Raw genomic sequence first — 13,992 nt, 5'->3', positions numbered from 1 at the left:
GTCTGCTGCCGTTTTTGTGATCACTTCTTGCCGATCAGCTCACGATGATAGTGCGCTCTCAGCGTCGGGGTCTGCTGAGCAATACGCGCCTCGGCATCACTTGAGGCGGCAAACCAGCGAAAGGCATCGACCCCCTGGAAGACAAAGAGATCCACGCCGGAGAATACGGTCATGCCCCGCTGACGCGCCGCCATCAAAAGCTCGGTTTCGGCCGGCACGTAGACGGCATCAAAAATCCACTGCTCATTGCGCAGTAACGTCACATCGAGCGGGCAGCCGGGATGATCGAGATGACCGATCGGTGAGCAGTTGAGTACGCCCTCTGCGCTCATTAGCCGCTCGGCAAGCCCATCGCGGTCGATGGCCATGGCGTCGGTGCCAAGGGCGCGCAGCTCCTCGGCCAGACGTTCGGCACGCTCGCGATCCGTATCGAAAATGGCCACCCATGGTGCCTCAAGGCCAGCCAGCGCATGGGCGACAGCCCGGCCCACGCCGCCGGCGCCCAGTTGCACGACACCCCCTGGCGCGACCTCGCCGAAATTGAAGCGCCACGCACTCTGAAAGCCGGTGAAGTCGGTGTTTTCCGCGCGGATACCGTCGGATTCAAACAGCAGCGTATTGGTCGAGCCGACGCGTCGTGCACTGTCGCCGACGTGATCGGCCAGCCCCAGCGCCTGCTCCTTGAAGGGATAGGTAATGTTGACGCCGCGATAGCCCTCCTGCCGCAGCCGCTCGAGATGGGCCAGCAGGGAGAAATCCGACACGCCGCTGACGTCGAAAAGATCGTAGCGGGTGTCAATGTCGGTCAGCTTTCCCAGCCTGCGATGCAGGTCGGGAGAACGTGATTGGGTGATGCCGATACCGATCAGGCCCAGTTTCATGGATAGCTCGCATGTGCAGTGATTGAAAAGCCTGCCTATCGTAGCGCCTGTTATGGGGTCGTGCCCTGGTCGCCCCAGCCGTGCTGTTTCGCCAGCCCAAAGGCGTGATTGGCCGCCGGCACGCCGGCATAGGTGGCCACGTGCATCAGCACCTGACGCAGTTCTGCCTCGCTGACGCCGGTGCGGTGCGCGGTTTTCAAATGCAGCACCAGTTCGCCATCGCGTCCGAGCGCGGCCAGAATCGCCAGCGTGATCAGGCTGCGCTGGGTCACGGACAGATCCTGACTGCCCCACAGCTCACCCCAGGCAAACCGGGTGATCATCTGCTGGAACGGCTGATCCAGTGTGGTGGCGTTTTGTGAGGCGCGCTCGACATGCTCGGCGCCCAGTACCCGTTTACGGGTCTCGAGTCCTTCATCGAAGGCCACGCCGTGCTGGCCGATCGTGTCGCGTCGCGCGCCCAGCCAGGTCATGAGCCGTCGGGCGACGCGTTCGGGCTGCTCGACCGAGGGCACGTGGCCGACACCGGTCAGAATCTCCAGCGGCGCCGCATTCAAAACCTCCGCCAGCGCCTCGAGGGTCTCTGGTGGTGTGGAAAGGTCATCGCTGCCGCCAAGCAGGTAGAGACCATCGCGCTCGGCGCTGTCCGTGAAGGCACCTCGCATGTCGAAGCCGGCCAGCATTTCGCACAGCCGCGCGTAGCTTTCGTCATCAGTGCGCGCGAGCTGGGCGCGCCAACCCTCGACGAGCGCCGGGTTTTCCCTTGTTGTCGCGCTGAACCAGCGCGGCGCCAGCTCACCGGCCATGGTGGCCAGTCCTTCATCACGAACGCGTTTCGCGCGGGCATGCCAGTTGTCCGGGGTGCCGATCACGGCGCCGGTGTTGGTCAGCACCACGGTGGCCAGGCGCTCGGGATGATGCACCAGCAGATACTGGCCGAGTGCGCCGCCAATCGAGGTGCCGACAAAGTGAAAGCGCTCGGCCCCGCCTTGTGCCACCAGTGTGAGCAGTTCATCGGCCAGCGCCTCGATGGTCAGGGCGCCAGAGGCGGCAGCACTGCCGCCGTGGCCGGGTAGATCCCAGGTCAGGACGCGGTAGCGGCTCAAGAGGGTGGGCAGCACCTCATCCCAGACGCTCTGGCTCATGCCCAGTGGATGGGCGAGCACCACCAGCGGTGCCGCTTCTGGTCCCAGCAGACGCCAGGCAATGGTACGTCCCTGATACTGCGTGAACGTCATGTGTGTCTCCTGATGGTCCAGTTCCGGTATGTCGAGTAACGGTCATGCTGCGCCGGCTTATCCCAGCAGGGCCAGCGCGGCAAAGACACCACCGATGGCCAGCCCCGAGATGACCAGCCAGATGATGAGGTATCCCATGATGTCGCGCGCTGAAAGCCCCGCCACACCCAGCAGCGGCAGCGCCCAGAACGGCTGAATCTGGTTGGTCCAGCCGTCTCCCCAGGTGAAGGCCATGATGGTCTGGGCCGGGTCGGCGCCAATGGCGGCGGCGGCCTCCATCATGATCGGCCCCTGAATGGCCCACTGACCGCCGCCAGAGGGAATGAAGAAGTTGACGATGCCGGCACACAAAAAGGTCAGGATGGGGAAGGTGGCAGGCGTGGCCAATGAGATGACGGCCTCCGAGAAATGCGTCACCAGTCCTGAGCCGGTCATCATGCCCGCGATGCCGGCATACAACGGAAACTGCACTATGATGCCGCGGGCCGCGCTCACTCCCTTTTCTGCCGCTGCCAGATAGGCCTTCGGACTGCGGTGCAGCAACAGCCCCAGCGCCAGAAAGAAAATGATCACGGTATTGAGGTCGATGCTCAGCCCGTCATTCACCGCCTGAACGATCAGATACAGCGCCGCCATGGCGCCCAGAAAGAGCGTCGGTAGCCGGCTGTGTTCGATGCGATCGGAAGGCGTACCGTCATGGGTGGCTGGTGGTTCGGTGGGTTCCGAGGCGGTCTGATCGGTCATTTGCAGGGTGACAATGTGCTCGGGCTGTTTCTGACGGGCGAAAAAGGCCAGCAGCAGGGCAAGCAGCAACAGCGTCAGGGCAATGTTCCAGCCGGAATACAGCGTCTGCGAGACCGGCACGATGCCGATCGCGTCTTCCATAAAATGTCCGGGGGTGGCGATGACCAGCGGAATCGAGGATGAGGGACCGCGCACCAGTTCACCGCCGTAGGCGGCGGCTACCAGCAGCGGGAAGTGGATCCCCGCGACCCGCTGGCCCATTTCGCGGGCCAGAATCGCGCCGGCCACCATGCCGAATCCCCAGTTGAGGTAGTAGCAGACAAAGCTGACCACGATGGTCAGCAGGATGGCCTGACGCGGCGACCCGGCATGTCGGGTCAGCCCTGACAGCGCGGTCTGCACGACCGGCGTCAGGGCCAGTACGTAGCCGGTCAGCAGCACCAGCGTCATCTGCATGCCAAACTTGAAAAGCGCCGAGAAGCCATCCCCCCAGTACGTCACCATATCGATGGGTGACTGTCGGGTAATGCCCATGCCCAGCATAAACACGATGGCGGTCAGCATCACCGCCAGTACAAAGGCGCTGGGCAGGTAGCGTTGAACGATACGCACCGAGACGTTGGTAATGGCTTCCATGGCACCTTCCTTGTCGTTATAGGGTCATGAAGGAGAAATCATAGCCGCTCCAGCACCGTTGCGATGCCCTGACCGACGCCGATGCACATGGTACACAGCGCAAAGCGTCCGCCGCGCTGTTCAAGCTCGTGCATGGCGCTGGTGATGATGCGCCCGCCCGACATGCCCAGCGGATGGCCAAGCGCAATGGCGCCGCCGTTGGGATTGACCCGCGGGTCGTCATCACGAATCCCCAGCTCGCGCAGACACGCCAGCGCCTGGGCGGCAAAGGCCTCGTTCAGCTCGATGTGATCGAGCTGATCCAGCGTCATGCCCAGCCGACTCAGCAGTTTTTGGGTGGCAGGTACCGGCCCCATGCCCATGATCCGCGGCTCGACTCCGGCCGTGGCCATGCCATGAAGGCGGGCCATCGGGGTGAGGTTGAAGCGTTTTACCGCCGCCTCACTGGCGACCAGCATGGCTACGGCACCGTCGTTGATGCCGGAGGCGTTGCCGGCGGTGATGCTGCCGCCGTCGCGAAAGGGCGCAGGCAGGGCGGCGAGCTTTTCAAGCGTGGTGTCGCGCGGGTGCTCGTCGGTATCAAGGATCAGCGGGTCCTGTTTGCGCCGGGCGATTTCAAACGGCTCGATCTCGAGCGCCAGGCGGCCGCTGTCCTGCGCGCGCTTTGTACGCTGTTGGGAGGCCAATGCAAAAAGATCCTGATCCTCGCGCGAGATGTTGAACTGTTCGGCCACGTTTTCGGCCGTTTCGGGCATTGAGTGCGTGCCAAAGCGTTCCTTCATCAAACGATTGACGAAGCGCCAGCCCATGGTGGTGTCTTCCATCGTCTGGCCACGTGACCAGACGCTGTCGGCCTTGCCCATGACATAGGGCGCGCGCGACATCGACTCGACCCCACCGGCCAGCATCAGCTCGGCCTCGCCGGCGCGAATGGCCCGCGCTGCGGTACCAATGGCGTCCATGCTGGAACCGCACAGCCGGTTGATCGTGGTGCCGGGCACGCTCTGCGGCAGGCCGGCCAGCAGTAGTGCCATGCGGGCCACGTTGCGGTTGTCCTCACCGGCCTGGTTGGCACAGCCCATGATGACGTCATCAATGGCTGCCGGGTCGAGATCCGGCGCCTGACGCAGGACGGCCTCGAAAATGCGCGCGGCCATGTCGTCGGGGCGCACGGTGGCCAGCGCGCCGCCGAACTTGCCGATCGCGGTTCGTCTGGGATGGCACAGATAGACGTCCGTCATGCGCTTTTCTCCTCATGATGACCGCTGTGATGGCGCTCGGTGCGCGCCTTGAGCTCGCGCAGCGTGCTGACTTCATGCCCGCTCGGCTCGGGGGTGGCCTCGGGGGCGTCGACAAAGCGCACCGGCCAGCCGGTCGCATCAACAATCTGCTCGCGGGTGACGCCGGGATGAATCGAGGTGACCACCAGTTCGTGCGTGTCCGGGTCCGGTCGCATCAGGCACAAATCGGTAATCACCAGCGTCGGGCCACGGCCGGTGTGGCGAGCGGTTTCGGGGTGCAGATCGTCACGGGCGCGGCCGTCGCGGCCGAAACCAAGACTGGTGATGAAATCGACCTCTTCGACAAAGGCGCGCGGGGAGTGCTTGATCATGACAAACACTTCACGCGAGTTGGTGGCGATTTCCGGAGCCCCGCCGCCACCGGGCAGGCGTACCTTTGGTTCGCGGTAGTCACCGATCAGCGTGGTGTTGAGATTGGCGTAGCGATCAATCTGGGCGGTGCCGAGAAAGCCCACATCGACCCGGCCGCCCTGCAGCCAGTAGCGAAACATCTCCGGCACCGACACGGTGGACAGCGCCGTGTCGCACAGTTCGCCGTCACCGATCGACAGCGGCAGCACGTCGGGCCGTGTCTGCAGGGTGCCGGATTCGTAGATCAATACCGTGTCGGGGGCATGGGTCAGGCGGGCCAGATTGGCAGCCTCGCTGGGCAGACCGATGCCGACAAAGCAGGTGGTGCCGTTGGTCAGCGCGCGCGAGGCCGTCACGGTCATCATTTCGGTGGCGGTGTAGTCACGCGCCGTCGTGCTGTCATGGACAGGGGGCATGTCACTCATGCAGATACTCCTTCTTCGACATTCATGACGTGGTCTTCCATCCACTGGCGGAAGGTGTCGCGGTCGCGGGCGATGGTGTCCCACTGCTTGTAGAAGTCGTTGCGCCGACCGTAGTAGCCGTGGGTATAGGACGGTGCGGCGCCGCCGGGGGCGACGGCGATGGCGCTGATCGCCCAGGCCGGCAGCACGCAGGCATTGGGATGGGCCTCAAGGCTGTCCACGACTTCCTCAACGGTCACCACGCTGCGGCGGGCGGCCAGTACGGCCTCCTTTTGCACGCCGATGATGCCCTCGATCAGCACGTTGCCTGCCCGGTCTGCCTTCTGGGCATGAATGACGGTGACATCGGGCCGATTGGCTGGAATGGCGGCCAGGCGCTCCCCCGTAAAGGGGCAGTCGATATGGCGAATGTCCTGGTTGACCCGCGGCAGGTCACTGCCGATGTAGCCGCGCAGCACGGCCAGCGGCAGCCCGGCAGCACCCGCCTCCCAGGCGCAGGCCATGGCGGCGTGGCTGTGCTCAAGGATCTCCAGCTTCGCGGGGTAGTGCTTCTCGACCGCATCGCGCAGGCGATGCAGGGAGCCGACTCCGGGATTGCCGCCCCAGGAGAAGATCAGTTTCGAGGCACAGCCCATGCCGATCATCTGGTCATAGAGCAGGTCGGGCGTCATGCGAATCAGCGTCAGGTTCTGGCGCTTCTGGCGGATGATCTCATGGCCGGCGGCAAACGGAATGAGATGGGTAAACCCTTCCAGCGCCACGGTGTCGCCATCGTGGACGTGGCGGGCGATCGCCTCGTGGAGCGAAAGAAACTCAGCCATGAGAAGGCCCTCTTTGTTCGCCATGTGAACTTTATGTTTGCACTGCGAACCAGATTAGGGCGAGGCCGAGCAGGCCGTCAATACACGTTTGGAGGTGGATAATGACGTGGAAATCTGTCAGCCCCGCTGGCAGGAGATTGTTTTGAAAGCAAAAAATGCCGCCGACGCATGAGGGCGACGGCAGCAAAAATGCGACCAAGGTCTATAAGCGAGTCGGGAGGGGGCCTCATCGACCCGCGTGACTACCGGGCCAGGTGCGCCAGCACCCGATCAATCTGACGGTGGCTGCTGTCGCGATCATGTCGGGCGGCCACGCCGAGTGCGTCAAGCCTTGCGGCCATGGCCTCGTCGTGAACTTCCAGCCCTTCCAGCAGCACGGCGAGCTGTAACAGGGCACCTTCGAGTAACTGCTGGCTTTCGATCAGCGGCGCCCACTCGCTGTGCCACTCGCCCAGACCGCGCTCCAGTGGCTGGCTGGCGGCGTTGATCACGGTGGCCGTGTGGCCATGAACGTGGCGAGTGGCGGTGCGGATCAGCGCGCAGCGCACCGGATTGCGCTTGTGGGCCATCGACGAGGAGCCCCCCACGCCGTCACCCGCGGGTTCGCTGAGCTCACCGATCTCGCTTTGTGCCAGCAGGGCCACATCGAGAGCGATCTTGTCGGCGGCTACAGCCAGGGCATCGAGTGCGGTGATCAGGGCATGAATCGGCTGGCGGTCGGTATGCCAGGGCAGCAGCGGGGCGCGCAGCCCCAGCGAGGCGGCCAGCGTTTCCATGATGGCGAGTCCGTCTTCGAGGCCGTTGTGAATGCCCACTGGTCCGCCGAACTGCAGCGGCAGCCCCGTCGTGACGATCTTTTCCAGACGCGCCCTGGCCTCATCGAGCTGCAGGGCCCACTGGGCGGCGCGTATGCCAAAGGTGATCGGCAGGGCCTGCTGCATCAGTGTGCGCCCGATCATGGCGGTATCGCGGTGGCGGTCCATCAGGGCAGCCAGTGCGCTCAGGTTGCGCTGAACCAGCGTCAGCAGAGTGGGCAGGCGGCGCTGGCTCAACAGCATCAGGGCGCTGTCGAGTACGTCCTGGCTGGTAGCGGCAAAATGAAAATGAGACCGCAGATCTTCGGGCAGGGCGGCTTTTGCCTGACGCACGAAGGGAATGGCCACGTTGCCCCCCAGCGCCGTACCGTTTTCCAGATCCTCGAGATCAAACACGTGGCCGGCAAGATGCTGTCGCAGTGTCTCGCCGGTACCTGCGGGCAGCACGCCGTGGCGCTCTTCGCTGTCGGCCAGGGCCAGCTCGAAATGCCTCATGGCATCGACCAGGGCGGCGCTGTCAAAATGTTCAAGCGCCGCCTGACTCATGAAAGGGTGCTGAAGAAAGGCCACGGCCATGATGTCTCCCCGCTATTGCGCTGGTGCAGATACTCTGCGACCTTTTGTACGTTGAGCGAACACCCTTATCCTGGCATGCGCTCTGACGGCTGGCGAGCGTTGGTACCGGCCGCCTGGTGGATGCCTGTTGATCCCTTTTTCAGGAGACCCCTTGATGGTGAAGCCGACCGACGGCGACGACGATGCCGCGATTACGCCGGACGATCGAGATTTTGTGACGGCCCTGGCCAGTGGGCTTGAGGTCATCTCTGCCTTTGACCATGAGCATCGCAGCATGACGCTCAGCGAGGTGGCCACCCGCACCGGCATGAATCGGGCCCGGGCCCGCCGGTTTTTGCTGACCCTGCAGGCGCTGGGCTACGTGGCGCGGCGCAAGCGTCAGTTCGAGCTCTCACCGCGCGTGCTGTCGCTGGGCTATTCGTTTCTGTCGGCCAATAACTATCACTCGGTGGTCCAGCAGGGGCTGGAAGCGCTGACCGAGCGCACGGGCGAATCGGCCTCACTCGGCGTGCTCGACGGGCTCGACGTGGTGTACGCCGCCCGCTCGGCTGCTCGCCATCGGCTGATGGCCATTACGCTGTCGGTCGGCACCCGGCTGCCGGCGCTTTACACCTCGATGGGGCGCACGCTGCTGGCGCAGCTGGAGGAAGCCACGCTTGATGGATTGCTCGAGGGCGTGACGCTCGAGGCTCATACCGAGTACACCCTGACCGATATGACCGCCTTTCGCGCCGAGATCGAGCGGGTGCGCCGCGACGGCTACTGCATTGTGGATCAGGAGCTTGATTCCGGTCTGCGCTCGCTGGCGGTGCCACTGTATGCCGGGACCGGGCGGCTGCTGGGGGCGATCAATATCAGCACCAACGCCATGCGTATCTCCGAGCAGCAGTTGAGAGAGGACTTCCTGCCGCTGCTGCTGGAAAAACGCGATCAGCTGGCCCGTCACATGCAGTAAGCCCTCTGCAGTCACCCCTGTCGGGCAGGCCTCTTGTGCCTGCACTATCCCTCAAACCGGTTGACCGATCTGCGACCAAAGTGGTGATTGCCTTTTGCAGACCGGCTCCATAGTTTGGTTCGCATCACAAAGAAGTGTTCATATCGCGAACAAATCGCCGGTAAGGCACTTCTTTCCTGCACCGCTGCCCGCCCGCCGAGCGCTTCATTCACCCACGAGATGCAAGCCATGTCGGATATAGAGAACAGGCGCTTTGTACCGCGCGATCGCAACTGGCACCCCGCCCCTCACACGCCAGGCTACAAGACATCGGTGGCCCGCTCACCGCGCCAGGCGCTGGTCAGTCTGCTGAAACCCACCTTGTCCGAGCTGTCCGGTCCGGATTTTCAAAACCTGCGCATGGGGCCGCACGACAATGATCTGCTGCTCAACTTCCGTGAGGATCCGCAGCACTCGGGACTGCCGATCGGCGAGCGCATCATGATGCATGGTCGGGTCATCGATCAGTTCGGCAAGCCCATTCCCCACACGCTGGTGGAAATGTGGCAGGCCAACGCCGGCGGGCGCTACCGGCACAAGAAGGACCAGTATCTTGCCCCGCTGGACCCCGGCTTTGGCGGCGTGGGGCGCTGTCTGACCGATGAGCAGGGTTGGTATCGCTTTCGCACCATCAGGCCCGGTCCCTATCCCTGGCCCAACGACATCAACAGCTGGCGCCCGGCCCATATTCACGTCTCCGTGATGGGGCCTTCGATCTCGACACGCCTGATCACCCAGATGTATTTCGAGGGCGACCCGCTGATTCCGCTGTGTCCCATCGTACAAACGCTGCGCGACCCCGAGGCCGTGGCCACCATGGTCGGGCGGCTGGATATGGCCCACAGCCGTACCATGGACTGTCTGACCTATCGCTTTGATCTTGTCGTGCGCGGTGAACTGCAAACCTGGTTTGAAAATCAGGGTTAAGTGAAAAGGAGATCAGTCATGCAACAGCCCAATGCGCAACCGATGGCGGATGGCGTGCTGCGCGAAACCGCCTCGCAGACCGCCGGCCCCTATGTCCATATTGGACTGGCGCTCGATATCGCCGGCCTGCCGCCGCGGGAGCAGGAGATCTGGAACCGGCTGGCCGGTGATCAGGCCGAAGGAGAGCGTATCGAGGTCATCGGCCGGGTCATCGACGGCAATGGCGATACTGTCCGTGATGCCCTGCTGGAGGCCTGGCAGGCGGATGCCAGCGGCGAGTATCAGCCCCGGTTTGACAGTGATGCGCCATTTAACAGCTTCGGACGGACGGCCGCGACGGTGGAAAATGACGGCGAATGGCAGTTTCTCACCATCAAGCCCGGCGCCGTAACGCTTGGCAACGGTCGGCAGATGGCGCCGCACATCAATCTGACGGTGTTTGCCCGCGGCATTAATATCCACCTCAACACCCGGCTCTACTTTGAGGATGAAAGCGAGGCCAATGCGGGCTGTCCGGTTTTTAATGCCATTGAATCGCCCACGCGTCGCCAGACCCTGCTGGCTCGGCGCGAGTCCGACAGCGGTGACGGTGTGGAACGCTATCGCTTTGATATTCGCCTTCAGGGCGAAGGCGAGACAGTGTTTTTCGACTTCTGAAATCAATACGGAAATATATTGAGGTAAATACTCTCAATATATTTTCTCAGGAACGGCGCAATATATCGGTCAGTATGGTGCATACCTTTTTTTGGAAAGGTGTTTGTAGGGTTCCAGGTATCAATGCGAACGCTGCTTCTGGCAGATCCGGCAAGCCATCTTCTCGACCAAGACGAACAAGGGACTTGTTAATGCTGGAAGTATTCAGACAGCCAAGTCCCAATCCTGCAGCCAGCGCCAACTGAAGTCCTGTGACACCAGAGGCTGAATGGATGATTTCGCAGGGCGTTCCGTGCTGATGTAGCTGATGTATCGCAAGGCGATGCATCGTGCATGATTCAGGCATCATCACTAAAGGCAGTGGCCTGAGCTTGGTCACGAGCTTGTCCGCTGCGACCCAATGCAGTGGTTCTCGATATAGTTCAAGCCATCCCTCTGGAAGGAAATCTCCTATCGGCAAAGGCTTCATGACAAGGCCAATGTCGTAATTGGCATTACATACGTTTTGATCGATCAGTGCGCTTGGTTGGATATCGACATGCAGTTTTAGTTTCGGGTAATCACGTTGCAGACGCCGCAAGACATTGGCAATGTCATCGGGTCGAAAATAGTCGGTAATCGCCAAGCGAAGCGTCCCCGACAATTCATCGCTTTGAATGTCTCTATAAACGAGATCGTTTAGTTTGAGCAGCTCTCTGGCCTGTGGCAGGAGGCGCTCTCCCGCTGCCGTAAGCTGAACACCAGTTTTCCTGCGAATAAAAAGAATTGATCCGCAAAATTCTTCAAGTTTGCGTATCTGCTCACTAACCGCAGACTGGGAACGGCACAATCGAATAGCCGCAGCGGTAAAACTGCCGCTATCAGCTACCGTAACCAATGCGTACAGCAGTTCCAGATCAAATCGGCGCATAAAAGTCATCCATGCGATTATCTGTTGGATGACATCGGATTTTCCCGTTTTTCCGATGGCTTGGGAAGCGTCATGGTAATTGCTCCCTTTTATCCAAGGAGCTACAGCATGCCGCGAATTACCCTTACTATTTCTGGTGCCTCTAACGATGAGCTGACCCGGCGTGTAGCCCATGAGCTCGGTCAATTGACCGCATCGTCACTCGATAAGCCATACAATGCCACTATGCTCATGGTTGACTACTTTCCCCGCGAAGACTGGTTTATTTCCGGACGATCCCTTCAGGAATTGGGAAAAAACTCATTCAGGCTGGAAGTTACGGTTACAGATGAAACTAATACCCGAGAAGAAAAAGCTCGCTATCATCGCGACGCATTCGATCTACTGACGAAACTGATTGGCGATATCCATCCGCATTCAAATATTCATATTATCGATTGCAGGGCTAGCGCCTACGGTTATGGGGGCGAGACGCAGGAACATCGTTATCAACATGCTATGGCAAGTGTGTAGCAATACAGGGTAATGATTTGACCGGGCGCTTGCCTTTAAGCGATCGCCCGATCCAGCGAAATTATTCCATTACAGATCCAGTACCAGTAGCCGACTTTTGGCACGCGAGCAGCAGGGCGTGAACTGATCGTTGGCGGCGTGTTCATGCTCTTCAAGATATAGATCGCGATGGTCGGGTTCGCCTTCCAGAATGCGGGTCAGGCAGGTGCCACACACGCCCTGTTCGCAGGAGACCATGATCTCGATGCCGTTTTCGGTCAGCACCTGATAGACGCTCTTGTCTTCGGGCACGGTGAAGGTGGCGCCGCTGCTGGCGATTTTGATCTCGAAGCTGGTGTCATCCTCATCCCCTTGCGCTGCGCCGCTGAAGTGCTCGCAGTGCAGCTGATCCTGCGGCCAGTCGTGAGCCTTGAACGTCGACAGCACGTGATCGATAAACCCCGCCGGCCCGCAGACGTAAACATGGGTATCCCTCGGTGCTGCCGCGGCCAGTGCGGTGACATCAAGCCGGCCGGCGTCAGGGGTGTCGTCGTAGTAGAGATGCACCTGCTCGGCACTGTCGCTCGCCTCAAGGCGTTCGGCAAAGGCCATGCGCGTCCGGGTGCGGGCGGCGTAGTGCAGCTCAACGTCGGCATGCGTCTGTGTCAGGCGTTCAAACATGCACAGAATCGGCGTGATGCCGATGCCGCCGGCAAACAGCAGCGTATGCGGGGCTGGTTCGAGTGCGAAGTGATTGCGCGGGGCGCTGATCTGGAGCAGATCGCCCTCATTGAAGGTGTCATGCAGCGCGGCCGAGCCGCCGCGTGAGGCGGGCTCGCGCAGGATGGCAATGTGGTAGCGATCACGGGTGTCGGGCTGGCCGATCAGCGAATACTGGCGGGTGATCTGATCGCTGACGCGTACGTCGATATGGGCGCCGGCGCTGAAGGCGGGCAGGGGTCGGCCGTGCGGGTCGGCCAGCGTCAGAGCGATGACGTCCTCGGCCTCGACGCGCCGCTCGATCACCTGCACGAACATGGAAAGTGTTGTGTTGCTCATCACGGAACTCCTGTTCGGTAGCAAACCGACTCAAGGGACGAACGGCGCCGGGCGCCGTTCGTCATTGATCGCTGGGTCGTGGGCGAAAGGCGCTTCAGCCGGCGGCGGCAGCACCGGGGGAGGGCGCGGCTTCTTCGGTCAGCAGGCGATCAATAATGCGCCGGGCACGCACACCGCCGCCGTCGATGTTGAGGCTTAAAAGGCGGCGGTTGGGGTATGCCAGCAGGTTTTTCTGCTGGGATTCGAGCATCTCCAGATCCTCGGCAAAGATCTTGCCCTGACCCTCCTTGATGCGCTCGGTCAGCGCCTCGTCCTGCGGATTGAAGTTGCGCGCCATGCCCCAGAAGTACCAGTGCGAGGTCTCGGTTTCCGGCGTGATGAAATCGACCACGACGCTGGCCACGCGCGACTCGGCAGGCGCATTGATGCCGCCCTTGCCGGCCGCGGCGACGCCGACCTCGATCAGCACATGGCTGGGCGGTGTGAAGCGGCAGACCTGCCAGCGATCCACCGGCATGTCCTCGGCCATGTTGTTGCCCCTCAGTGCCGCCTGCCAGAACGGTGGCGCGGTGATGTTTTCCATCTCCCGGCGAGTGATGACTTCATCACCGTTGACCACGGTTTCGGGCGCGGCTTCCTCGATTTCGGCCTGGCCGATGCTGGAGGCGTGAATGTAGGTTTCGTGGGTCAGGTCCATGAGGTTGTCGATCATCAGGCGATAATCGCACTGAATGTGATAAAGCCCGCCGCCGTAGGCCCAGTCGGGGCTTTCGGCCCAGTGCAGCTCCGGGATCAGTTCGGGGTCGGCCTTGTCGGCCTCGCCCGGCCAGACCCAGATAAACCCGTGGCGTTCGACCACCGGATAGGTGCGGTTGGCAGGAAAACCACGCACGCGCTGGCCGGGCATGCTCGAGCATTTGCCTTCACAGTTCATCTCAAGCCCGTGATAGCCACAGACCAGCTGGCCATCGCGCACGAAACCGAGCGACAGCGGCGCGCCTCGGTGCGGACAGAAATCCTCGACGGCGGCGACTTTGCCTTCCTCGGCGCGAAAGAACACGATCCTTTCATTGCAGACGGTACGGCCCAGCGGCTTATCATCAATCTCTTCAGGCGTGCAGGCGACATACCAGACGTTTTTGGGAAACATGGTGTGGTCCTCATC

Annotated in this window: 14 protein-coding genes; 4 read left to right on the top strand and 10 right to left on the bottom strand. The window is 61.8% G+C overall.

Going from position 1 to position 13,992, the window contains the following annotated elements:
* Window positions 1–20 precede the first annotated feature (20 nt).
* The 7 genes from KSP9073_RS00940 to KSP9073_RS00910 all read right to left on the bottom strand — a co-directional run bounded on the left by KSP9073_RS00940 (window position 21) and on the right by KSP9073_RS00910 (window position 7,788).
* Window positions 21–881 carry a shikimate dehydrogenase family protein gene (locus tag KSP9073_RS00940; RefSeq protein WP_108841089.1) on the bottom strand — a complete coding sequence of 287 codons (861 nt, stop codon included), beginning with the start codon at window positions 879–881 and terminating at the stop codon, window positions 21–23.
* Between the two features lie 50 nt (window positions 882–931).
* Window positions 932–2,119, bottom strand: a complete 1,188-nt coding sequence (gene pcaDC / locus KSP9073_RS00935) for a bifunctional 3-oxoadipate enol-lactonase/4-carboxymuconolactone decarboxylase PcaDC (RefSeq protein WP_108841088.1) — start codon at window positions 2,117–2,119, stop codon at window positions 932–934.
* A 57-nt stretch (window positions 2,120–2,176) separates the two neighbouring features.
* Window positions 2,177–3,499, bottom strand: a complete 1,323-nt coding sequence (locus KSP9073_RS00930; RefSeq protein WP_108841087.1) for a short-chain fatty acid transporter — start codon at window positions 3,497–3,499, stop codon at window positions 2,177–2,179.
* Between the two features lie 38 nt (window positions 3,500–3,537).
* Window positions 3,538–4,740, bottom strand: a complete 1,203-nt coding sequence (gene pcaF, locus KSP9073_RS00925) for a 3-oxoadipyl-CoA thiolase (protein WP_108841086.1) — start codon at window positions 4,738–4,740, stop codon at window positions 3,538–3,540.
* On the bottom strand, window positions 4,737–5,576 hold the full coding sequence (locus KSP9073_RS00920; RefSeq protein WP_243409061.1) for a CoA-transferase subunit beta: 840 nt from the start codon (window positions 5,574–5,576) through the stop codon (window positions 4,737–4,739). Before KSP9073_RS00920 ends, pcaF begins: the two co-directional genes overlap by 4 nt.
* Window positions 5,573–6,397, bottom strand: a complete 825-nt coding sequence (locus KSP9073_RS00915; protein ID WP_108841085.1) for a CoA transferase subunit A — start codon at window positions 6,395–6,397, stop codon at window positions 5,573–5,575. The genes KSP9073_RS00920 and KSP9073_RS00915 overlap by 4 nt, the downstream gene beginning before the upstream one ends.
* Window positions 6,398–6,639: 242 nt before the next feature.
* The gene (locus KSP9073_RS00910; RefSeq protein ID WP_108841084.1) at window positions 6,640–7,788 is read right to left on the bottom strand and encodes a lyase family protein; all 1,149 of its coding nucleotides are present in this window, start codon (window positions 7,786–7,788) and stop codon (window positions 6,640–6,642) included.
* 154 nt (window positions 7,789–7,942) lie between these two features.
* Between KSP9073_RS00910 and KSP9073_RS00905 the strand changes: the two genes are divergently transcribed.
* From KSP9073_RS00905 to pcaG, 3 genes are all read left to right on the top strand, one after another.
* Window positions 7,943–8,743, top strand: a complete 801-nt coding sequence (locus KSP9073_RS00905) for an IclR family transcriptional regulator domain-containing protein (RefSeq protein WP_108841083.1) — start codon at window positions 7,943–7,945, stop codon at window positions 8,741–8,743.
* 228 nt (window positions 8,744–8,971) lie between these two features.
* Window positions 8,972–9,709 carry a protocatechuate 3,4-dioxygenase subunit beta gene (gene pcaH / locus KSP9073_RS00900; RefSeq protein WP_108841082.1) on the top strand — a complete coding sequence of 246 codons (738 nt, stop codon included), beginning with the start codon at window positions 8,972–8,974 and terminating at the stop codon, window positions 9,707–9,709.
* Between the two features lie 18 nt (window positions 9,710–9,727).
* Window positions 9,728–10,366 (top strand): protocatechuate 3,4-dioxygenase subunit alpha, encoded by a 639-nt coding sequence (gene pcaG / locus KSP9073_RS00895; RefSeq protein WP_108841081.1) that lies wholly within the window; start codon window positions 9,728–9,730, stop codon window positions 10,364–10,366.
* 46 nt (window positions 10,367–10,412) lie between these two features.
* On the opposite strand, the gene KSP9073_RS00890 is transcribed toward pcaG, so the two are convergent.
* Entirely contained in the window at window positions 10,413–11,276 is an 864-nt protein-coding gene (locus KSP9073_RS00890) for a LysR family transcriptional regulator (protein WP_165814116.1), read from the bottom strand.
* A gap of 108 nt (window positions 11,277–11,384) precedes the next feature.
* Between KSP9073_RS00890 and KSP9073_RS00885 the strand changes: the two genes are divergently transcribed.
* Window positions 11,385–11,789 (top strand): tautomerase family protein, encoded by a 405-nt coding sequence (locus KSP9073_RS00885; RefSeq protein WP_108841079.1) that lies wholly within the window; start codon window positions 11,385–11,387, stop codon window positions 11,787–11,789.
* 69 nt (window positions 11,790–11,858) lie between these two features.
* Here the strand turns inward: KSP9073_RS00885 and KSP9073_RS00880 are convergent, their stop codons facing one another.
* Both KSP9073_RS00880 and KSP9073_RS00875 read right to left on the bottom strand, forming a co-directional pair.
* Entirely contained in the window at window positions 11,859–12,827 is a 969-nt protein-coding gene (locus tag KSP9073_RS00880) for a PDR/VanB family oxidoreductase (RefSeq protein WP_108841078.1), read from the bottom strand.
* Between the two features lie 94 nt (window positions 12,828–12,921).
* On the bottom strand, window positions 12,922–13,977 hold the full coding sequence (locus KSP9073_RS00875; protein WP_108841077.1) for an aromatic ring-hydroxylating dioxygenase subunit alpha: 1,056 nt from the start codon (window positions 13,975–13,977) through the stop codon (window positions 12,922–12,924).
* Window positions 13,978–13,992 lie beyond the last annotated feature (15 nt).

Source organism: Kushneria phyllosphaerae (genome assembly GCF_900312995.1).
GTDB classification, from domain to species: Bacteria; Pseudomonadota; Gammaproteobacteria; order Pseudomonadales; family Halomonadaceae; genus Kushneria; species Kushneria phyllosphaerae.
Note: the sequence above shows the minus strand (reverse complement) of the source record. Positions and strands in the feature narration are given on the sequence as shown.